The organism is Paenibacillus sp. FSL H7-0737 (genome assembly GCF_000758545.1).
In the GTDB taxonomy this organism is placed as follows: Bacteria; Bacillota; Bacilli; order Paenibacillales; family Paenibacillaceae; genus Paenibacillus_AQ.
Genome location: NZ_CP009279.1, coordinates 1,931,759 through 1,954,360 on the forward strand (window position 1 = coordinate 1,931,759; position 22,602 = coordinate 1,954,360).

The following is a 22,602-nucleotide window of genomic DNA, read 5'->3' on the forward strand; positions in this document are numbered from 1 at the left end:
GGGAGGAATTGTAAGCTATGAGATATAAAGATTCATCTTTGCCGATTCATGAGCGTGCTATAGATTTATTGGCTCAAATGACGCTGGAGGAGAAGATCGGGCAGCTCCTCCAGCCCTTCGGCTGGAAGGCGTATGAGAAATCAGAAGGCAAGATTCAATTGACAGAAGTATTTAAGGAAGCAATTGCAAGCGGTGGCGTGGGCTCTTTGTATGGTGTGCTGCGTGCAGATCCTTGGACAGAGGTATCATTGGAAACTGGGTTGTCACCTTTGGAAGGCGCAGAAGTAACGAATCTGATCCAGCAATATGCGATTGAGCATACACGTCTGGGTATTCCGATTCTGCTGGGCGAGGAATGCTCTCATGGTCATATGGCGATTGGCAACACCGTCTTTCCCGTACCGCTTGCTATCGGAAGCACATGGAATAGGGAATTATTCCGGCAGATCTGTCAAGCAGTGGCTGCAGAGACTCGCGCTCAAGGAGGGGCAGCAACCTACTCCCCAGTACTAGATATTGTACGTGATCCGCGCTGGGGGCGAACAGAAGAATGCTTTGGGGAAGATCCATATTTAAATAGTGAAATGGCAGTAGCTGCGGTAATGGGCTTACAAGGTGATTCATTAAATACAGACCATACGATCCTGGCAACATTAAAGCATTTCGTCGCGTATGGCAGCTCGGATGGTGGTCGTAATGCGGACACCGTACGGATGGGAAAACGCGAGTTAATGGAGAAGGATTTGCTGCCATTCCAGAAGGCAATTGAAGCTGGGGCTAAATCTGTTATGACCGCTTACAATGAAATTGACGGTGTTCCGTGTACTTCGAGTAAGGAGTTATTAACAGAGGTACTTCGTGAGCAATGGGGCTTTGATGGCTTCGTCATTACGGATTGTGGTGCGATCAGCCAGCTTAAACACGGTCACCAGATTTGTGAGACCGAAGAAGAGGCGGCGACTCTTGCACTTAAAGCTGGTGTGGATATGGAGATGTCTGGTGAAACATTTGGCAGATATCTAATAAACGCATTACAGCTGCAGTTGATTGACATTTCCGATATTGATCTCGCAGTCGAACGAATTCTGCGTGCGAAGTTTGAATTGGGATTGTTTGAACGTCCCTTTGTTGATCCGACTACAGCACAGCGTGTCGTTGGACAACAGTTGCATTTAGAGATGGCGCGACAAGCTGCACGTGAAGGCATCATTCTTTTGAAGAATCATGATGAGGCTCTGCCGCTTTCTCCGTCACTTGGTAAGATTGCCGTTATTGGGCCGAATGCCAACAATATTTATAATCAATTGGGTGACTATACTTCACCACAGGAGCGTCATCACATCATTACCGTTTTGGACGGGATTCGCGCTAAATGTGCAGGACTCAGCGAAGTGCTGTATGCTCCGGGCTGCCGCGTGAAAGATCCATCGAAAGCAGGCTTTGAGAAGGCAATGGAGGTGGCGTCAGCAGCGGATACCATTATTGCAGTTGTCGGGGGATCAAGTGCACGTGATTTCGGTGAAGGTACGATTGATTTGAAGACAGGGGCTGCCGTCATTACGGATCAATTTAGTCTTAGTGATATGGAATGTGGAGAAGGCTTCGATCGTGCAGAGCTGAACTTATGCGGTGTGCAACTTGATCTGCTGCAGGAGCTGCACAGATTGAACAAAAAACTGATTGTTGTCTATATCAATGGTCGTCCCATTGTCGAGCCTTGGGTAGATGAGCATGCGGATGCCATTCTGGAGGCTTGGTACCCGGGACAGCAGGGCGGGCATGCGATTGCTGATATTTTGTTCGGAGACTATAATCCATCCGGCCGGCTTACACTATCCATTCCAAAGCATCCAGGGCAATTACCGATTTATTACAATAAGAAACGCTCCAGAGGTCATCGCTATCTCGAGGTGGACTTTCATCCGCAATATGTGTTTGGTTATGGCCTAAGCTATACAAGCTATCAATACGAGCATATTCGCTTGGATCAGATACAAATAGAGTTGGATGATTCTTGTACTGTATCCGTGGAGGTCAAGAATATTGGCGATGTAGCTGGACATGAGGTTGTTCAGCTATATATAAAAGATTGCACTAGCACAATCACACGCCCGGAACAAGAATTAAAAGGATTTCAGAAGATTTATATTGAGCCTGGTGAGATGCGTACCGTTCAATTTCATATTACTCCGCGGGAGCTGCAGTTTGTCGGTTCTGATTTGCAGTGGACGGTTGAGCCCGGCAAATTTGAGATCATGATTGGATCGAACGTAGGCAATACCATTTCAACAAGCTTAGAGGTTGTTCAACGTAACTTGAGATCGTAATCACGGGAGGGTTACCAAATTATGAAAGAGCATCGTTTACCTACTATTGAAATTAATAAGTTCCCTCTGCCTCAGGCGGTTCAGCAAGTTATGAAGGACGCTAGTGAACGTCTGGCTCATCGTCCGAAGCTGCGTCAATTATTCCAGAATTGTTTTCCAAATACATTAGAAACAACTACTAAGCTGTTGGATGACGGAACAACATTTGTGTTAACTGGCGATATTCCGGCGATGTGGCTGCGTGACTCTGTTGAGCAGGTTATTCATTATGTTCCTTTTGCCAAGGAAGATGCTGAACTTGGGCGGATTCTAGAAGGCTTAATACGCCGTCATATGTTTTATATTCAAATCGATCCTTATGCGAATGCCTTTAACGAGTCTGCAAATGATTGGCATTGGAATGCAACGGATGAGACAGACAGCTCGCCTTGGGTATGGGAGCGTAAATTTGAGCTGGATTCCATGTGCTTCTCATTCCGCTTGGCATATCTATATTGGAAAGAAACCGGACGCACCGGGATCTTTGATGAAGTTTTCCGAACTTCACTACTGAAGATGTTGAACGTATGGCAGATTGAGCAGGAGCACAAGGAGCAGTCAACCTACCGCTTTCAACGTCACAACGGCATCATGATAGATACATTACGTAAGAACGGTTTGGGGATGCCGGTAAATAATGTTGGACTGATCTGGTCAGGCTTCCGCCCCAGCGACGATGCGTGTGACTTTCACTTCAATATTCCATCGAATATGTTCGCCGCTGTAACGCTTCACCAATTGCAGGAAATTGCTCAATATGTATATAGAGATTCAAATCTCGTAGCCCGAATGTCGGCAATGGAAGAAGAAATCCGGCATGCAATTGAGCTTTATGGAATCATTGACCATTCCAAATACGGCAAGATGTATGCGTTCGAAACGGATGGTTTCGGTAACCATTTATTGATGGACGATGCAGGTACTCCGAGCTTAATGTCAGCACCCTATCTAGGTTACTGTGCGCCAGACGATCCAATATATTTGAATACCCGCAAATTTGCTCTGAGTGAGGATAATCCCTATTTCTTCAAAGGCGAGAAGCTCAGCGGCATTGGCAGTCCGCATACTAGCATGGGATTCGTATGGCATCTTGCTTATACGATGCAGGGCTTAACCGCAGTTGATCCTCAAGAGATGCTCGAGATGATTGAAATCTGTGAGTCGACAGATGCTGGTACTGGATTTATGCATGAGGGATTTAATGTCAATGATTCAACCCAATTTACACGTGAGTGGTTCGCTTGGTCGAATAGCCAGTTTGCGCAGCTTGTGTGGAAGGCATTGGAATCAGGCATATTGCCCTAAAATATATCACTATGAGCGGGATAGAGCTCACTAACTGTATAGGAGTGACAACTATGTTCGAGAAAAGACCTATTAACCCTATTCGGTACACTCAACAAATGAAGCCAGATACAGTTACGCCAAATGCAAAAGCCGGAGTCCAGCGAGGTTTTGAAGCAATACTGTCCCCGCTACAACAAGCTGCAATGAATTCCACTAGTATTATTAATGTAGCTATTGACGGAACGCATGGTGCCCAATATCAGCACGTCCTGGCAAGGATCATAGATGTATTGGAGCAAGAAGGGCATAAGACGGTTCTCATCGGTACCAATAGTTTTGTGAAGACAAGCGAAGAACTTCGTACGTTCTTTGAAGCGAATATTACAGATAATCGTGCATTTGGTTATTTTTCGGATGCTACGATTGCAGATTATTTCGTCCTAGAAGCACAAGACAAGATAGACAACTACAAAAAAAAGATTCAATTACCTGCCCACCAAACAACCTTCATCATCACGTTTGGACCAGGGGCCTATTGGCTCGGGAACGGCAACTACGATATAACCTACTTCTTGGATGTATCTCGTGAGTATCAGCAATTGGAACATAAAGCACATTTATTGAATTTCGGCTTTAGCTGGAACCGAGATGTGGTGGAGAAGTATAAAATCTGTCTATTTGTGGAATGGCCAGTACTGGAAACTTACCGAAAAGAAGTATTGGATTCGATCCACTATTACGTGGATATGAATGAGCCCGAGTGTCCCAAGCTAACGACGGTCTTCACCCTACGCCAGATGATTGCAGATATCGCCAAGTCCCCTATGCGTGTGAAGCCGTTCTTCGCGCCAGGGATATGGGGCGGTCAATATTTGAAGAAATTCGCGGAGCTTCCGAAGGAGTGGGCCAACTGCGCATGGAGCTTTGAACCGATTGCACCGGAGAACTCCATTTTGCTGAAATACAACGACGAAATAATCGAGGTCCCCTTCCTCATAGTCATGCATTATGAGCATCCGGCCATTCTTGGGAATCGTATTGTCGGGCTGTTTGGTGATTATTTTCCGATTCGCTTCGACTACCTTGATACCATCGACGGAGATAGCTTGTCGTGCCAGGTACATCCGAAGCAGGAGTATATTCGTGAGACATTTAATGAATTTATGGCACAGCAAGAATCGTACTATATCATGGAGAATTTAGAGAATACATCTGTGTTCTTGGGACTGACTGAACAATGTACGAAGGAGGAATTCTTTAACGCGGTACACCATGCACAAGAAACTGGTGAACCCATTCAAATCACTGACTTCGTTAATCAATATGAAGCGAATAAGGGGGATTTATTCCTAATTCCTACAGGGACTGTTCATGCCTCTGGAAAGAACAACTTAGTACTCGAAATATCCTCTACGACATGGTGGTTTACGTTCAAAATCTACGATTTCCTTCGTAAAGGAATGGATGGCAAGCCACGTCCTATTAATATTGATCATGCCTTTGACAATATTGATTTCGATAAAAGAACGGCATGGGTAGAGGACAATTTGATTCCTAAGCCAAGCTTGCTGCAAAAGCAGGGGATTAACGAGGAGTATGTTCTTGGACAGCGTGAAGATCTACTGTTTTATGTTCATCGTGTGCACTTACATGATACATGGGTGGACCATACAAATAACGAAATGGTAATGTATAACTTGGTTGAGGGAGAAAAGGTTCGTATAGTATCCTGTGCAGATGAATCTATATATGTGGAGTTACAATACGCGGAATCATATATCCTTCCAGCCGTGTTCAGTGCCTATAAAATTATAAATATCGGAAACAAGCCATGTAAGCTTGTGAAAGCAGGCGTATCCAAGGCATGGGATGTGAGTCTCCTTTGAAGCCTAAAGTCGTGATCGCTTTAGACGTGGGAGGAACCTTTATTAAATCTGGTTTAGTCGTGGATGGAGAATTGCAACAGGCTAGCTGCAAGCAGCATCCTGCACTTGCTGATCAAGATGCCGAAGTGATTATAGAGCAATTTATTTCTATATTCGAAGATCAATATCAGTTTTATACCGTTACACTAGGGAAATCGGCAAACTGTACTTGGAATATCGGTCTCGCCTTTCCTGGGCCCTTTGATTATCAGCAAGGTATCTGTTATATTCAGGGGCTTAGTAAATATGAAGCATTGTATGGTAAGAATGTACGAGAAGTATTATATACCCGGTTTAATACCTTACAACATAAGGAATGGGCGAAGCACCTGCTGCAGGCAGATATTCGCTTTGAGAATGATGCGAAGCTGTTTGCCTTAGGCGTAAGCAGGTTATTTCCAAATGAACGATATATTTCGTTAACTTTAGGGACAGGGTTAGGCTCCGCATTTATTGATCGTGCATCGATTCTGAACGAAGGACCAGGTGTTCCCGAGGACGGTTGGCTTTTTGATAAACCTTTCCTGGAGAGCACCATAGATAACGCCTTCTCACGTCGCGGAATTCTTCGCCTGGCTGAGCAGATGGGAGCTCTAGAAAAAGGAATGGACGTGAAGGAACTCGCAGAACAAGCAAGAAACGGGAATAGCTTGTGCTGCAAGGTGTTTGAAGAATTCGGTGCACGATTGGCTAGGATGCTAAAGTCCTATGTTATAGACTATCAGCCAAACCGCATCGTTATTGGCGGACAGATTGCCAAGAGCATCGATTTATTTAGCCCCGCCCTCCAGAAGGGATTGGCTGATTCATCTATTGGTATATTTACTTCAGAAAATGTGTTCGAACACACGCTTATCGGAATATCGAGATTATTTGACGATTCCTTAGGATTCAATTGATAATTCAAAGATAACCAGTTACCGATCGATGTCGGTGACTGGTTATTTTTATGCTCCATCTTCGGCCAGAAATTGAGCATTTCATTAGGGATTATAAATGAACTTGTCGGTTCATTTATAGTTCATATTCCAGTGATAGGATTCACAGTATAATAATAAGCGTTGGAAGGTCGTGCAACATGACAAAAGTAAAACAAACCGTAGATTATCCTTTGTATAATGGACAGCCGTATTTCATGCCTATTGGCAAATGGGTAGTGATCCTTGCAAGTATCGTTGTAGGCTATTTAACAATGACAGTAGAGATTCCTTTTCTGCCTAATGAAGTGCAGAGCAAGATTGCTCCTTTTCTATTCACGCTGTTTCCGTTAATCGCATTAGTGTGGGCAACCAAAGGGAAGTTGGGAATTCTCTTCAAAAAGCCTGAAGTAAGTCATGTATTATACGGGATTTTATTCTTTATTATTAATTTCATCGTAACGTTGGGGGTAGCTGCGCTGCTTTCATCGATGGGAGCTGTAACAGTAAATGCGGTGCTAGGTCATGGGGATACCCTTTCAACAGGTGAGAAGCTCTGGACATTGTTCTTCTCAGGATTTCAATTAATTGGCGAGGAATTGTTAACGATCTTGCCATTCCTGGCGATTATGCAGCTTTGCTTTATTGGCTTTAAAATGTCACGCAAGGCGTCCGTGTTTATTGCATTAATCGTAACAGCGCTCATTTTTGGTGCACTACACTTAAAAACGTACAATTTTAATTTTGCTCAGGCCATTCTGGGAATCGGAATCGCTCGAATTATTCTAACGCTTGCTTACATGAAAACAAAGAATATCTGGACGTCGATCATTGCACATATTTTAAATGACTGGGCAATATTTGGGACTAGTATGTTAGGTGGCGCAGTAGCAGCACCGTTCCTGATGCATTTCTTGCATTAAGAGCCGGAAATTTCCGTAGACTCACAAAGAGGTTAAGCATATAGTGCGATAGATATTGAGGAGATTTCTGAGGTACAGAAGCACAGCTGATTGGATATCCAATCGGCTTTTTTTGCTATCTAGTTTAAATTCCTATCAATCTCTCTATCATCAGATATCCCTCTGGAGGGATACCCAGCCCCCGTTATTATTGGTATACTTTAACAAATGATTCTACTTATGGAGTGTTTAAGGAGGTTATGATCGATGAGATCGAGCGGTATTCTTCTGATTTTTATAGCGCTTATAGTAACCGGTTGCTTTAACCAGCCATCCAATGGAGAAGACAAATTCACAACTACCATTAATGAACAAGAAGATGTGATAAACAGCCATGGAATGATTGTTAAGAATCTTAAGAAGCTGGATGCTTTTATCAAAAATAAAGCGGGTAAGCAGCGTGTGGTTCATTACACAATTGAGGGTGATCCGATCTTTAATGACTTGAAATATACTGACCAAGGGATTGAAATGCGGCATGATAATTCCGAAGATACGTTTGGTAGTCCCCAAGTAACCACATACACTTGTCAGAACCTTGTTAGAAACGAAACGGATAAACTTCTGTCGTATACCTTAACGGGCTGCGAGGGCGAACAAGCAAAGATCGAGCTGCTACAGATTCCTTTTGACGTAACGAAACAAGATAAGTTTGAGTTTGTTTTAAAGTATGGTGTGAACCAAAAGAACGAAATTAATACGATAGAGAAGAAGTTGGTCAAAGATCTCCAGAATGGGGAAGTAGTCGAGGTTAGTGATTTTGAGTTTTCTGAACAGGAACGTGGACAAATCTATAAAGAAATGGTACTAGCGAATTACTTAGGTGAAAAAGAGTTATCTACCGAGTGTAATCGAAAACCTGCTGTAAGTTACGATTTATCGATTCAGATTAATAGTGGAGAGCGTCATTATCAGTGGACAGAATGCCAGAATACTGTGGATGATGGTCAGATGACTGAACTAGCTCAAGCGATCATTAAGATCGTGCAGGACGGAAGCATTTATAAGCAACTGCCTGAGGTTAAGGGGTATTACGAATAATTACACTATATAAATTGAATTTTGAAACTTTGGAAAAGGGAACGGAGTGACGGAGGGGGATTTTGGAACTGTAGGAGTGATAGCGTCCGCCTGAAAGCTTTCCGTAGGAAAGCTCGCTCCGGAAGCATAGGCTCACCGGATTTCAACCGTGAAACACGGTATATAATCAAGAAATCTGGGGACAACAGCGACCGGAAGTCCAAACATTCACCGCAGTTGCGACTGATCTTTAACTATATCTAGCATTCATATTTATTCTCAGATCATTGGAGGCAGCACTCATGCACCGAATATTGTTAATTGAAGATGACGAAGCAATTAGTGAAATGGTTAGGTCCTATTTAGTAAAAGAGGGCTATGAAGTGGAAACGGCGTTTGATGGTGAAGTAGCGGAAAGGACATTCCGTACTAGTAATCCTTTTGATCTTGTATTATTAGATCTCATGCTGCCCAAGCGCAGCGGTACTGATATTCTCCAGACGATCCGTGCGACAAGTCTAGTTCCGGTGTTGATCATGTCAGCCAAGGACAGCGATGTGGATAAAGCGCTTGGACTTGGCTTTGGGGCGGATGATTATATTACCAAGCCATTTTCAATGATCGAATTAGCTGCAAGAGTGAAGGCTGCGATTCGAAGAGCGGGTTATGCTACCCCCACCATCCAACCGGAAGCTCCAATTCCTGCGAAGCAAAAGATTTCCATTGGTGGCCTGACTGTGGATTTGGATAATTTCTCTGCGCTAAAGAACGGGGAAGAAGTGAAGTTAACGTCTAAGGAATTTCATATTCTTAAGCTGTTCGTTACACATCCGGGCAGGGTCTTCACCAAAGCGCAGATTTATGCTAGCGTATGGGCAGATGATTATTTCGGAGATGAGAACGTTATTAATGTACATATGAGAAGATTACGCGAAAAAATAGAAGATGATCCCTCCCATCCAGAGTTCATCAAGACGTTGTGGGGGATCGGGTATAAGTTGGGAGAGCAGCTATAATGAGCATGGCGCTTAGTGTGGTCATTGTACTCCTGCTCGTCGTCATTGTATGGCAATATCAGCATTCGCGTAAAGCTTCCAGAGACCTGAAATATATTCATGACAAGCTAAGTAGCATCATGGCTGAAGGTTCACACGAAAGACTGCTGTTATTCAGTAGTAATGTGGAGCTGCAAAGTGTGCTGATTGATCTAAATCGGCTGCTCGACATTAATCATAAAGGAAGCATTGAGCGCGTGAAGCTGGAAAAGTCCATGCGTAATATGCTGTCGAACATTTCCCACGATCTTAAGACTCCGCTAACGGTAGTACTCGGTTATATTGAAACGATTCTTCAGGATGAACATATGCCAGCCGAGGAACGGGAACGTATAATGAATACGATTCACCAAAAAGCAAATGAAGTGATCCATCTGATGAACAAGTTCTTTGACTTGGCTAAGCTGGAATCAGGGGATCGGGAAATCAATCTTTCACGTGTTGAGGCAGGCGAGGTGTGCAGACGTAATATTCTCTCTTTCTATGATATCCTTAGCGCCAAGGGCAGTGAGGTGGAGATAGAAATCCCTGATGACTCGCTTTATTTCATGGGAAACGAAGAGGCGCTTGACCGGATATTGACCAATTTGTTATCGAATGCGATTGCTTACGGGGATGCCGGAGGCGTATTAGGCTTGAAACTCTATAGTGATAAGAACAAAGTATACATAGATGTTTGGGACAGGGGAAAAGGCATTAGTGAAGTTCACCAGGATAAAGTATTCGAACGGCTCTATACACTGGAGGATTCGAGAAATCGATCATATCAAGGGAGTGGTCTAGGTCTGACGATCACCAAAAGATTAACGGAGCAGATGAATGGAACCATTACACTGGTTAGTCAACCGTTTGTGAGAACAGTATTTACCCTTTCTTTTCGTAGATTAAGCTTCTAAAGAATGAAATTGTGTACAGCTTAAGATTTTTGTAAGAATCGAGTAATAAAAAAGAAAATTCTGCTGTGTACAATAAGAACTAAGGAAGACGAGACGAAAACAAAGGGGAGCGCGGAAATGACTACAATACTTCGAACAAGAAATTTAACGAAAACCTATCAAGGCAAAGAAGCCGTTAGCAATGTGAATATGAATATTAAACAAGGTGAAATTTATGGCTTTCTTGGACCGAACGGTGCCGGCAAAACAACGGTCATGAAAATGATCACAAACCTCGTTAAGCCGACGAGTGGCGAGATTGAATTTTTTAATGAAAAAATGACAAATCATTCGTATGAAATGCTCAAACGGATGGGCTGCATCATTGAATATCCAGTGTTCTATGATAAACTCACAGCCAAGGAAAACCTGATCCTGCATGGAGAATACATGGGCTATTATGATCCGCAAGCGATTGGTGAAGCGCTGGAGCTGGTAAAGCTTACGGGTATTGATAAAAAGCCGGTGAAGCAATTTTCGCTTGGGATGAAGCAGCGCCTTGGTATTGCCAGAGCCTTTATGACGAAACCGGAGCTACTCATTCTGGATGAGCCGATTAATGGACTAGACCCTGTGGGAATCAAAGAGATGCGTGAAGTGTTCCGGATGCTTAGCCGTGAATATGGAATGACGTTACTTGTATCTAGTCATATTCTGGGGGAAATCGAGCAGATTGCTGATACTATCGGTGTGATCCGGCAGGGTGCTCTGGTAGAAGAGGTGGCGATGGATTCCATTCGCGGTCAAAATACAGAATATATCGAAGTGGTTACGAATGAGATTAACAAAGCAGTGTACGTGTTGGAGCACAAGCTTGGCCTCAATAACTTCAAAGTACTTGATCATATTACAGTAAGAATCTATGACGGCGGAATCTCACAACGTGATCTGAATAAGGCGTTAGTGCTAGCAGACGTGGAGATTGAGAGCATCAGCAAGAAACAACATACGCTGGAAGATTATTTTTTACAATTGATTGGGGGTGAAGGCGTTGCTTAAATTAATATCTTTGGAGATTCGGAAGAATAAGCTAAAGACTCTTCTTACAGGGGCAGCAATCGTCAATCTCGCTATTCTTGGGTTTATGATTATGGTTTTATTCGTTGATCGAAATGAGAATGAACCGTCGTTCGCTTCTTACGCAGATATGTTTGAGGGTGTGTTCGTTTTTGTTAAGGCTGCTTATATTATTTTCGCTTCCGTTATTATTAGCAAGCTGGTGATTGATGAGTATAAGAACAACACAATTACTCTTCTCTTCATGTACCCTATCTCACGTAAAAAGCTAATGACTGCGAAAATATTGATAGTGTTCGCCTTCACATTTGTTGCCATCATCGTGTCAGACATTGTGGTTGGCGCTATCCTAATAGGATTCAATTCTTTTGTAGGGCTTATTCCGGGTGAGTTAAACCTTCCCATGATCACTTCAGAGCTGATCAAGTTAGGTGCAAACGCATTTTACGCAGCGGGTATTGCTTTGATTCCTTTGTACTTTGGAATGAAGAAAAAATCAGTCCCTGCCACCATCGTCTCTGCGGTGTTAGTTACGTCCCTAATTTCTGGTGGATTTGATCAAGCACGCTTAGGTAATTTAGCGGCGGTGTCGATCTCACTTGGCTTGATAGGAGCAGGTATTGCCTATATGGCGATTCGCAATATTGACCATAAAGATATAGCCTAAAATATTTATAGAAATCCCTCTTAAGAATCTCAGTACGATGTGTAAGTCATCGTGGTTGGGTTCTAAAGGGGGATTTAGTGTTTATCTGCGACCGGTTAAAGTATATTTGCTATAATGGTCAAAATAGAAGAATTTAAAATTTGAGATGATTTCCGCTCATTTTAGGGTAATGATAATGGATGAGAGAGCCTGAGGTGAAATGAATTGTGGATAAAGACTGGACGTCCATTCTAACACGATTGCTTTCGGAAGAGAGCGCTTATAAATCGTTATATGACCATCATCCTAATTTGATATTTGTGTTGGATCGGCAAGGTCGCTGCGTAGGAACGAATCGTACGTTCTATCTAGAATCCAGTGCAGAAGCATCGTTCCAAGATATAGGTCTGACAGCACTTAAAAGAATATACCTTGTTGATGTAGCTAGTTTTGAGGCTGCCCTGCAAGGGAATCCCTCTAGCTTTGAATTGCAAGATCTGAACAATCCCAAAGCGGACGTTGTGAAGGGAAACTTTATTCCTATAACGATAGACGAGGGAATTGTCGGGGTATTCGCGATCATACAAGTGGATAACAGCAACTATCATCATTATTCGGAAGGGTTACATGACTGGCTAAACGCATTAGCAGATTCTTTTCATGCTAAATTATCGGATAAGGTAGAACTAGAGTCAAACTTCAAATCTACTTTTGCTGCTGAAGTCGAAGATAAACGAGCGAATCTTATTCTGAACTCCGTCTCAGCTGGAATATTCGTACTAGATAATATAGGGCGAACGCTCTTTATTAACCGTGAGGGAGCAGATATGTTAGGTTACCAGCCTACAGAATTGGTTGGCCTGAAGCTGATGGAATATATTCATCAAATCCAAGGCGATGGCTCACGTTATTCAACCCCTGATTGTCAGATTAGTCTTACAATTGCAGATGGAATTATCCGCAGGAAAGACGATGAGATCTTCTGGCGTAAGGATGGAACCAGCTTTTTTGTCAATTATCGGGTGTCGCCTCTTATGGATGGGGGGATGATCTCAGGAGCAGTTATTGCTTTTAGTGATATCACGAATGCGAAAGAAATCATTCGCGCTAAAGAATCTGCAGAACAGGCGGCGCAAGCCAAATCTGACTTCTTAGCGATGATGAGTCATGAAATTCGGACACCGATGAATGGAATGATAGGGATGTCAGATCTTTTACTTGAAACTGATCTTGGAGAAGAACAGCGGGGGTATGTTGAGATTTTACGAAGCTGTAGTTACACGCTTTTACAGATCTTGAATGACATTCTTGATTTCAGCAAGATGGAAGCGGGTAAAATGCCACTGCAAACCGAATCGTTTGAACTTCGAGAGATGATATCGGACATTATTGATTTATTTACGCCTAAAGCCGAAGAGAAGAAGCTGGCCTTGCGGTGGTGGGCGGATACGAGTGTTCCAACAACGTTACTGGCTGATCCGATCCGTTTGCGACAGATTATTGTCAATCTGGTTGGAAATGCTCTGAAATTCACAGAACATGGGAGCGTTACACTATCGGTTAAGAACATTCCACTTTCGGATTCAAAAGAATATTTATTGGAATTCTCTGTCCGTGATACAGGTGTTGGGATTGCCGATAATAAACTCAATTTATTATTTCAATCCTTCTCACAGCTGCACCCGATCATCAACCGTAAATATGGCGGTACAGGGTTGGGACTCGCTATTTGTAAGCAGCTGGTTGAGCTGATGGGTGGGACAATCTTTGTAGAAAGTGAAGAGAATAAAGGTTCAACGTTCCGGTTTATGTTACCATTCATAAAAAAAGAGGTCGAGTTAAATTCAACTTCAAATCAGGAGGGGTAAACGCACAAATCCCCGGTTCATTGACTTACGAAGCAATGACCGGAGATTTGCGTTAGAATATTAATCTTGAAGCATATACATGAGACCTACAGTATGTGGGCCACAATGGCTACCAATAACACAACCTGCGTTGAGGATAGCGATCTCATTCACTTGAGTTTTCTCTCGTATCGCTGTCTCTAGATAGCGAGCATCTTCTTCCGCTAAGGTATGAACAACGATGAGCAGCTCTTTATCCATCCGCTCGACGTTAACCAAGGCGTTCTGGAGCATTTGTTCCACGGCTTTTTCTTTTTTGCCACGAATTTTACTAGTAGGTACGATGCTGCCGTCTACAAGTCTAAGAACAGGACGAATTTTTAGCAGACTACCGATGAAATTCTGCATACCTGAACAGCGTCCACCCATATATAAGTAATCTAGCGTATCTACCACGAATTCTGTTTCTACAAGATTACGACTCTGCTTCAGCATAGCTGCAATCTCAATGGCACTGTAACCTTTTTCAGCGGCTCTGACAGCTTTCATAACGAGAAGAGCGATGCCTCCACATAAGGTCTGTGAATCAATAACCTGTACACGCCCCTCTGGGAATTCCCCAGCAGCCAAAAGTGCATTCTGATATGTAGAGGATAATGATGAGGAGAGACTGATATATACAATATCATCTCCACGGCTAATTACCGGATGAAAAGCGGCGATAAAGTCAGCTGGCGAAGGCGCGGCCGTCTTTGGCAATACTCCGCTTGCTGCGACACGGCGATACACTTCTTCTGGTGTGATATCTTCACCATCTTTGTAGGTTCCTTCTTCAAACACTACGTAAAGGGGAACGATGCCGATATTAAAAGTATCCTTCCAGCCTTGAGGCAAATCGGAAGTGCTGTCTGAAAATATTTTTACAGTAGACATGAATTTCTCCTTCACCGATAATCGGACGACAATAGTCATTATTGAATCACATAATCTATTTATTATACCAAGATTAAGCCGATTCTCAAAATGAAATCGTAGAAATTCTGAAAGAAAGAAAGACTATCCGGAATTCCGAATAGTCTAAGTAAGTATTAATTTTTTTTCATAACCGGTATCCAGATCTCGCAGCGATAATCCTCTGCATCAGGTCTTCCCGGAAGGTATAACTCAAACTCGGGTCCTCCTGTATGCTCATAGCCTGTTGCAGGGAACCACTCCTGAAAGATCCGTGACCATGCTTGCTGAATAGCATTCGGCATTGGCCCTACTGAGGTGAACACAGCCCAACTCGCAGCTGGTATCGTCGTAGAAGCAAAGCCCTGAGCGTCCGTCTCTGGAGAGGCTTCGACAGCAATCCAATAGGAGAAGGTTTCTTTTTCGTGATTGAAATCTTTACAAATACCAAGGATGTCCTTATCAACACCGATCTCAATCAGCTTATCCGACGTACCATTTTCATTAGCTTCAATCCACAGCTGGGGGATACGGCGTAAATTCTCCCCATCTTTCGTTGTCATTTCCTCTACTAGTCCGATAACATTAAAAGCGTCTCTTGTCTCAATTCTGTAGTCCATTTCTTTATCTCCCTTCAGTGATAGATGGAAGGAGAGTCTAGGGAAGGCTTTGAGCTGTACCCCTGACTCCCGCGCAGCAGAAGGAGTAATTCCATGTGCTTTGCGGAATGCTTTGGCAAACGACTCGGGAGAGTCATATCCGTATTTTAATGAGACATCTAGCACCTTAACTTTAGAAATAGCGAGTTCCTGTGCCGCCAGAGTTAGTTTGCGTTTACGGATATAGTCTTTGACTGATACTCCGGTGAGCATGTAGAACATACGCTGGAAGTGAAAAGGGGAGGAATAAGCAACCTTTGCTATATCTTCTATATTAAAGGTTTCCTCCATTTTGCTCTCCATATAATCTAAAGCTTCTTTCATGCGGATAAGCCATTCCAAGCCTGCCATCTCCCTTTGAGTTCATACTAACATGCCACCATTTGCAAATCCTGTTATTCCTTGCTCTCTAATGACAGGTTGCTGATGGAAGAATAATCTTAACAAAATCATCCTATATAGTATAACTCAGGAAGGTGGAGAGAGTCAGCTTTGTAATCTGTACACTCTTGCTTCGTAAGGACGCAGAATTTCTCGTGTTGGTGATTCATCCAGGTAATTTCCAATGATTAAATCAGTAACGGTGCTCAGCTCAGCGGAGAGATCAACGGTTTGAGGGGCCTCGTTGAAGTTCAGCAGGATCAGCCATTGTTCATCCTCTAAAGTTCTTGTATAAACATAAAGGTTCTCATGATCAGGCAGTAGCAGCTTATATTCTCCATATACCATAATCGGATTTTTTTTGCGTAAAGCAATTAATTCCTGGTAGTAGTAGAAGATTGAATCAGAATCCGCCAATGCTTGCTCCACATTAATTTCCTTGTAAATCGGATTTACTTTGAGCCATGGTTCTCCTTCTGAAAATCCGGCATTAGCAGATGCATCCCATTGCATTGGGGTACGGGCATTGTCTCGGCCTTTGACATGGATAGCGTTCAGAATCGTTTCATGATCTGCGCCACCCTCAGTTACTTTTTCACGGTACATATTCAGAATTTCGATGTCTTTATAATCTTCCAGCGTTGTGAATTTTACATTCGTCATCCCAATTTCTTCACCTTGGTAAATATAAGGGGTGCCTTTAAGTGTATGTAGTAAGGTAGCGAGCATTTTGGCAGATATTACGCGATACTTCCCATCATCACCAAATCGTGAAACCATACGCGGCTGGTCATGATTGTTTAAGTACAGACTATTCCAACCCTTTTCAGCCAAACCGATCTGCCATTTATGAAGTATGCCGCGCAGTTTAGTTAATGTCCATGGGGCTACATCCCATTTGCCTCCTGGGCCGGAATCTACGTCCATATGCTCGAATTGGAATACCATTTGAAGTTCTTCACGATCTTCGTCTGTGTAAAGAACGGCATCCTCTACTGAAGCCCCTGGCGTTTCCCCGACGGTCATAATGTCATAGCTTGAAAGAACTTTTTGGTTCATTTCATGTAAAAACTCATGGACTCGGGGGCCATTCATAAAGTAATCGCCACCCCAAGCAAGTTCCTCTGGCGCCTCGCCCTCGATTTGGAAGGAAGGTAGCCCTTCTGCTTTAGAAATCAAATTAATGACGTCCATCCGCAATCCATCCACACCCTTGTCGAGCCAGAAGGTAATCATCTTGTATAATTCCTCGCGCAGCTTTGGATTGTCCCAGTTGAGATCCGGTTGCTTGCGTGAGAACAGATGTAGATAGTATTCACCGGTAGTCTCATCTAGTTCCCAAGCCGGACCGCTGAATATGGAACTCCAATTGTTTGGACGTTCGCCATTCGGTCCACCTGGACGCCATATGTAGTAATCACGGTATGGATTATCTTTTGACGAACGGGACTCTACGAACCATTGATGTTCATCAGAAGAGTGGTTGATTACAAGATCCATCATTAGCTTAATGCCACGATCATGCAGTCCAGTCAGTAGTTCCTCCCAGTCTTTTAGCGTGCCGAACTCATCCATAATATCTTCGTAATCGCTGATGTCATAACCATTATCATCATTTGGCGATTTATACACTGGTGACAACCACACTACATCGACACCGAGCTTCTGCAAATAATCCAGACGTGAAATGATGCCTTGCAGATCTCCAATACCGTCACCATTACTATCTTGAAAGCTGCGTGGATAAATTTGATAAACGACAGCTTCCTTCCAAAAGGTTCTTTTCATTAATAATCACTCCTTATATAAGTTATCCATTTAGGAAAAAAATAAAGAGACCCTAAAAAGCTATTGGCTTCAAAGGGTCTCTTGTGGTGTCGGTTTATACTGTGACGGAATTGCTGTCAGCAGTGATGCTGCTTAGTCCGTTCACGGTATATTCTTTGTCATAGATAGTAATAGAAGCTGGAATATCAGTTTCATTCGTAACCGTAACCTGTGCGTCCGAAACGCTTACTTTTAGACGGGAGCCGCGGAACATGATTTTGAAAGAGTACGCTGTCCAGTGACCTGGGTTCGATGGGCTTAGAGTCAGTCTGCCATCATGAACACGTAATCCGCCGAAGCCATGTACGATTGACATCCAAGTACCGGCCATACTAGTGCTGTGTAAGCCGTCTTCGGTATCATTGTTATAGTTATCAAGATCCAGTCTTGAAGTACGCAAGTACATTTCATAAGCCTTATCCTTATATCCTAGTTCGCTGGCTAGAATAGAGTGGATACAAGGGGATAGGGAGGACTCATGAACAGTGATCGGCTCGTAAAAGTCGAAATTCCGTTTTTTGGTATCCAGATCGTAGCGGTCCCCTAGGAAATATAATCCCTGCAGAACGTCTGCTTGTTTAATGAAGCAAGAACGAAGGATACGATCCCAAGACCATTTTTGATTTAGCGGCAGGTTCTCAGCTGCCAGATCCTTGACTTGAATAATCTCTTTATCTAGGAAGCCATCTTGTTGCAAGAAAATACCCAGTTCTTCATCTGCAGGATAATACATTTTGGCAATGATATCATTCCATTTTGCAGTTTCGCTCTCTTGGAGTCCTAGTTTATCAACTAGTTCTGCATAGCGTGTGGATTCGTTCTTTTTCAGATAATCCAGAGCTTCTAAGGTATATTCCATAGTCCAGGAAGCCATCCGGTTGGTGTACCAGTTATTATTTACGTTATTTTCATATTCATTAGGTCCCGTTACGCCAAGCATCACGTATTTGTCTTTACGATTTGCATAGTGAACACGTTCTTCCCAGAAGCGGGAGATTTCCACCAGAACTTCAAGGCCATATTGACCAAGATAAGCTTTGTCTCCTGTGTAGTTTACATAGTTGTAAATCGCATAAGCAATAGCACCGTTACGGTGAATTTCTTCAAATGTAATTTCCCACTCATTGTGGCACTCTTCGCCATTCATTGTAACCATTGGGTACAATGCGCCTTTTGCGAAACCAAGCTTACGAGCATTTTCCTTAGCCTTTTCCAAATGCTTGTAACGGTAGATCAACAGGTTGCGAGCAATAGAGGAGTCTGCTGTACTGAGATAGAAGGGAACGCAATACGCCTCTGTATCCCAGTAAGTGCTGCCGCCGTATTTTTCACCTGTAAAGCCTTTAGGGCCGATGTTCAGACGGTCATCTTCACCATTGTAGGTTTGGTTTAACTGGAAAATATTGAAACGAATCGCTTGCTGTGCCGAAACGTCACCTTCAATAATGATGTCGCTTTCTTTCCATTTCTCTCTCCAAGCTTCTATTTGTTCTGTCAGAAGGGTTACAAAACCAGCTTCCTTAGCAGCTTGTAAAGCAGTTTGAGCAGCATCGACCAATTGTCCAAGACCGTGATTACGTGAGGTTACGTTAGCAACATATTTATAAATGACGACTTGATCGCCAGATTGTACGGATACATTCATTTTGCTGGCTACATATTTCTCTTGTTCAATAGCTCCAGCATCAGCGTTGACTTTCTCACCATTGACAAGGATATCAAAAGCCATAGCAGAGGTTACATGGAAATCGAGTTTTTTAGTCTTAAGGGTGAGGTGTCCACCTTCAGTGCCTGCTTGCTTCTCAACTTCATTCCAGAATTTCTCGTCGTAGTTGGAATCCTTGTTCTTCACGTCACCGTCGAGATAAGGAGTGATCGTAATCTTGCCTGAGAAATTCACAGGAATGATGGAGTAACGAATAGCACCGATTTCTTGACGAGTCATGCTGACGAATCGGATACTCTCAACTTTAACTTCCTTACCATCTTCGAGTGTGGCAGTGAAACAACGGGAAAGCGTACCTTCCTTCATGTTAAGAACACGACGGAAATCGGAAACCGTACATTTTGCCAGGTCTAAAGGAGTTCCTTCAATGTCGATGTTAATACCGATCCAGTTTGTGCTGTTCAGTACTTTAGCAAAATATTCAGGATAGCCGTTCTTCCACCAGCCGACCCGTGTTTTGTCAGGATAGTACACGCCAGCCATGTAGCTGCCTTGTAGGCTACTTCCACTATATTTCTCTTCAAAATTAGCTCGACCACCCATAAATCCGTTGCCAAGGCTAAATACACTTTCAGAGATTTCTTGTGTCTGTGGATCAAAGGATTCTTCAATAATGGACCATTCATCAATTGTTAAATATTGTTTCACGATAACCGGCTCCTTTAAATATGTTGTGGGGATATATAATGAACTATATCTCTACTTTGGTGCTTGTGAGTCGCTCCGCTGGCGAAAGGTTGTTCCGATCGCTAGCGCTTCTACACAATCCTTTCGCCATCTCCACTTCAAGCGTACCTCTAGATATACATATTTCATTTATAAGTGGAATGCAGCAGGGCGAATCACATTAACACTTTCAGTTGATTAATGTTCGTTAGACTTTAAGCAAAAGATTTTTTGAGTTGTGACACACTCATATGAGCGAGCGATGGAACAACGATATTCGCCGCATTGAGCGTTTCCGGTGAACCAATACCAACGCTGAACATTCCAGCACGCGACGCAGCTTCAATTCCTGCTTCTGCATCTTCGAAGACAACACAGTGTTTAGGATCAGCGCCAAGTGCTTTAGCTCCTAAAAGAAAAACTTCCGGATCAGGTTTAGCAGCACTTGTGTGTGTGCCATCGATGATTGCATCAAAGTAAGGGGTCAATCCGGTATTATTTAATATCGTCATTGCGTTCTTACTAGCAGACCCGAGGGCAACTTTGATGCCATTCTCACGGCACTCTTTCAGAAAATCAAGCGCACCTGGCAAAATCTCTGAGCTGTCCATTTTCGCAATATATTCGACATATCGATTATTCTTCTGTTCCGCAAGCTTAGCTTTCTCTTCTTCATCGATAGTTAGTCCGCCGATTTCCAGCAAAATATTTAGCGAGGCAGTTCTGCTAACTCCTTTAAGGCGTTCGTTATCTTGTTCTGTGAAGAGAAACCCTAATCCATCTGCAAGCTCTTTCCATGCGATATAATGGTATTTGGCAGTATCAACGATAACACCATCCAAATCGAACAAGCAGGCTTTAATTTCCGTCATTGTAGTACCTCCTAAAATTTGTGACAGTATCGTGATCCATTGGGTTATCGTATCTGAATTTGCTTTCAATTCGTATAAGCTTTGCTAAAGATGTTAAGTTTATCTTAACCTCAGATTCGAATATTCACCCTGAAAAGAACTGGATCAAGAAGTTTTAGTAATTTAGCGCAAACGTTTGTACAGATTTTCAAAAAATAAATGAAGCGTTGATCGCTTCACTTATTCATTCGGTTTTGTTCTTAGCATGTGAGTACATGGATGACTCTCTCACGATCAAGCGATGTGGAATAACAAATCGGTTTGTATAACCAGCATCGTGATTCGGACTCTTGATATTCTGAATAAGTACCTGAGATGCAGTGTAGCCAAGATGATAAATTCCAATATCAATACTACTGATCGGAGGGCTGGATAATTCAGATAATGGAATATTGTTAAAGCTCACAATAGCGAGATCGTCAGGCACTTTGTATTTCAGCTCATTCAATCCACGTAAAATTCCGAACGATACCATATCATCCACTGCAACTAGAGCAGTAGGCCGATTAGGCAAATTCATGAAAAAAGACATCGCTCTATATCCGCTATCCTGTAGAAATTCACCTTCTACAATCCATTCATCACGCATTTCAAGACCGCTATTCAGCAGTGCTTTACGGTATCCTGCGAGACGATCGCGAGAAACAATTAGATTAGGCGGTCCACTTACGAAGCCAATACGTTCATGACCCATTGAAATGAGGTGGTTTGTAGCATCATATGCTGCCATCACATTATCGTTATCGACAGATAAAATATTCTCATATCGATCACTTCGGCCTACCAGTACGAATGGATAATCGTTACTCTCTAGAAAATCAATAACAGCATCATCTGTACGAGAGTAAAGCAGAATAACACCATCTACTCGACGACCCTTTAGAAGTCTTGAAACGGCTTCCAATTCTTCCTTCTCGTTTGCTCCGGAGCTAATTAACACGTCGTAGCCGGAACGGCTAGCTTGTGTAACGATCCCTCGGATTAATTCCATAAAAAATAGATTTGAGAACAGCTCTTCAGCTGGTTTAGGAAGACTGAAGCATATGCTGTTTGTAGTTTTCGACACTAGACTCTTAGCCATCATGTTAGGTGTATAGCCCATATCTTCCATAATAGCTTTGACCTTGCGGGAAGTTTCCAGGCTGATTCTGGGGTGATTGGACAATACCCGGGATACCGTGGAGGGAGATACTCCCGCTTTCTTGGCCACATCCTTAATGGTAACTGTCATAGAAACCTCCTTATGGAACCGTTTGCTTTACACAGTAATATTAATCTAAGAGTTCTAAATTGTAAATAGATAAAGTCATTTGGAAGGGCAATATTGCTACTTTTGGAAAGAGTATTAGAAATTTATGTGTAAAATTGTTTGTTTTCACCAAAAAAGTATGAATGATTTAGCAAGATTGACCTTAATATGTATAAAAGATATCCAATTTCTTCGAGAGGAGCATTTCGTAAATGCAAACGTGTGGCTTAAATTTTTTGGAACAATTTGATTCGA

General features: G+C 42.8%; 17 protein-coding genes. 11 read left to right on the top strand and 6 right to left on the bottom strand.

All coding sequences use genetic code 11. The annotated features are described in order from the left end of the window. Positions 1-17 precede the first annotated feature (17 nt). The 11 genes from H70737_RS08330 (at position 18) to H70737_RS08380 (ending at position 13,998) form a co-directional block, all read left to right on the top strand. On the top strand, positions 18-2,327 hold the full coding sequence (locus H70737_RS08330) for a glycoside hydrolase family 3 N-terminal domain-containing protein (protein WP_042186295.1): 2,310 nt from the start codon (positions 18-20) through the stop codon (positions 2,325-2,327). A gap of 21 nt (positions 2,328-2,348) precedes the next feature. Beyond that, positions 2,349-3,671, top strand: coding sequence for a glycoside hydrolase family 125 protein (locus H70737_RS08335; RefSeq protein ID WP_042186297.1), 1,323 nt, complete (start codon positions 2,349-2,351; stop codon positions 3,669-3,671). Between the two features lie 53 nt (positions 3,672-3,724). After that, complete coding sequence (locus H70737_RS08340) at positions 3,725-5,539, top strand: class I mannose-6-phosphate isomerase (protein ID WP_042186299.1); 1,815 nt, start codon at positions 3,725-3,727, stop codon at positions 5,537-5,539. Then, entirely contained in the window at positions 5,536-6,477 is a 942-nt protein-coding gene (locus H70737_RS08345) for an ROK family protein (protein WP_052404207.1), read from the top strand. The genes H70737_RS08340 and H70737_RS08345 overlap by 4 nt, the downstream gene beginning before the upstream one ends. A 179-nt stretch (positions 6,478-6,656) precedes the next feature. After that, positions 6,657-7,418, top strand: coding sequence for a CPBP family intramembrane glutamic endopeptidase (locus H70737_RS08350; protein WP_042186303.1), 762 nt, complete (start codon positions 6,657-6,659; stop codon positions 7,416-7,418). 246 nt (positions 7,419-7,664) lie between these two features. Further along, complete coding sequence (locus tag H70737_RS29710; protein WP_052404208.1) at positions 7,665-8,498, top strand: DUF4362 domain-containing protein; 834 nt, start codon at positions 7,665-7,667, stop codon at positions 8,496-8,498. 281 nt (positions 8,499-8,779) lie between these two features. Next, a complete protein-coding gene (locus H70737_RS08360) occupies positions 8,780-9,493 on the top strand; it encodes a response regulator transcription factor (protein ID WP_042186305.1) in 714 nt (237 codons plus the stop codon). After that, a complete protein-coding gene (locus H70737_RS08365) occupies positions 9,493-10,428 on the top strand; it encodes a sensor histidine kinase (protein ID WP_042186307.1) in 936 nt (311 codons plus the stop codon). The genes H70737_RS08360 and H70737_RS08365 overlap by 1 nt, the downstream gene beginning before the upstream one ends. Before the next feature lie 117 nt (positions 10,429-10,545). Continuing rightward, positions 10,546-11,466 carry an ABC transporter ATP-binding protein gene (locus tag H70737_RS08370; RefSeq protein WP_042186309.1) on the top strand — a complete coding sequence of 307 codons (921 nt, stop codon included), beginning with the start codon at positions 10,546-10,548 and terminating at the stop codon, positions 11,464-11,466. After that, positions 11,450-12,151 carry an ABC transporter permease gene (locus H70737_RS08375; protein WP_231573408.1) on the top strand — a complete coding sequence of 234 codons (702 nt, stop codon included), beginning with the start codon at positions 11,450-11,452 and terminating at the stop codon, positions 12,149-12,151. Before H70737_RS08370 ends, H70737_RS08375 begins: the two co-directional genes overlap by 17 nt. Before the next feature lie 206 nt (positions 12,152-12,357). Then, on the top strand, positions 12,358-13,998 hold the full coding sequence (locus H70737_RS08380; RefSeq protein WP_052404209.1) for a PAS domain-containing sensor histidine kinase: 1,641 nt from the start codon (positions 12,358-12,360) through the stop codon (positions 13,996-13,998). 60 nt (positions 13,999-14,058) lie between these two features. Here H70737_RS08380 and H70737_RS08385 read toward each other — a convergent pair whose 3' ends face one another. From H70737_RS08385 to H70737_RS08410, 6 genes are all read right to left on the bottom strand, one after another. Further along, positions 14,059-14,910, bottom strand: coding sequence for a DegV family protein (locus H70737_RS08385; protein WP_042186314.1), 852 nt, complete (start codon positions 14,908-14,910; stop codon positions 14,059-14,061). 155 nt (positions 14,911-15,065) lie between these two features. After that, complete coding sequence (locus H70737_RS08390) at positions 15,066-15,929, bottom strand: AraC family transcriptional regulator (protein WP_188114583.1); 864 nt, start codon at positions 15,927-15,929, stop codon at positions 15,066-15,068. A gap of 144 nt (positions 15,930-16,073) precedes the next feature. Then, the gene (locus tag H70737_RS08395; protein WP_042186317.1) at positions 16,074-17,756 is read right to left on the bottom strand and encodes a glycoside hydrolase family 13 protein; all 1,683 of its coding nucleotides are present in this window, start codon (positions 17,754-17,756) and stop codon (positions 16,074-16,076) included. Positions 17,757-17,850: 94 nt separating this feature from the next. Beyond that, entirely contained in the window at positions 17,851-20,169 is a 2,319-nt protein-coding gene (locus H70737_RS08400) for a glycoside hydrolase family 65 protein (protein ID WP_042186319.1), read from the bottom strand. A 233-nt stretch (positions 20,170-20,402) separates the two neighbouring features. Continuing rightward, on the bottom strand, positions 20,403-21,059 hold the full coding sequence (pgmB, locus tag H70737_RS08405) for a beta-phosphoglucomutase (RefSeq protein WP_042186321.1): 657 nt from the start codon (positions 21,057-21,059) through the stop codon (positions 20,403-20,405). A 223-nt stretch (positions 21,060-21,282) separates the two neighbouring features. Further along, positions 21,283-22,329, bottom strand: coding sequence for a LacI family DNA-binding transcriptional regulator (locus H70737_RS08410; RefSeq protein WP_042186323.1), 1,047 nt, complete (start codon positions 22,327-22,329; stop codon positions 21,283-21,285). Positions 22,330-22,602 lie beyond the last annotated feature (273 nt).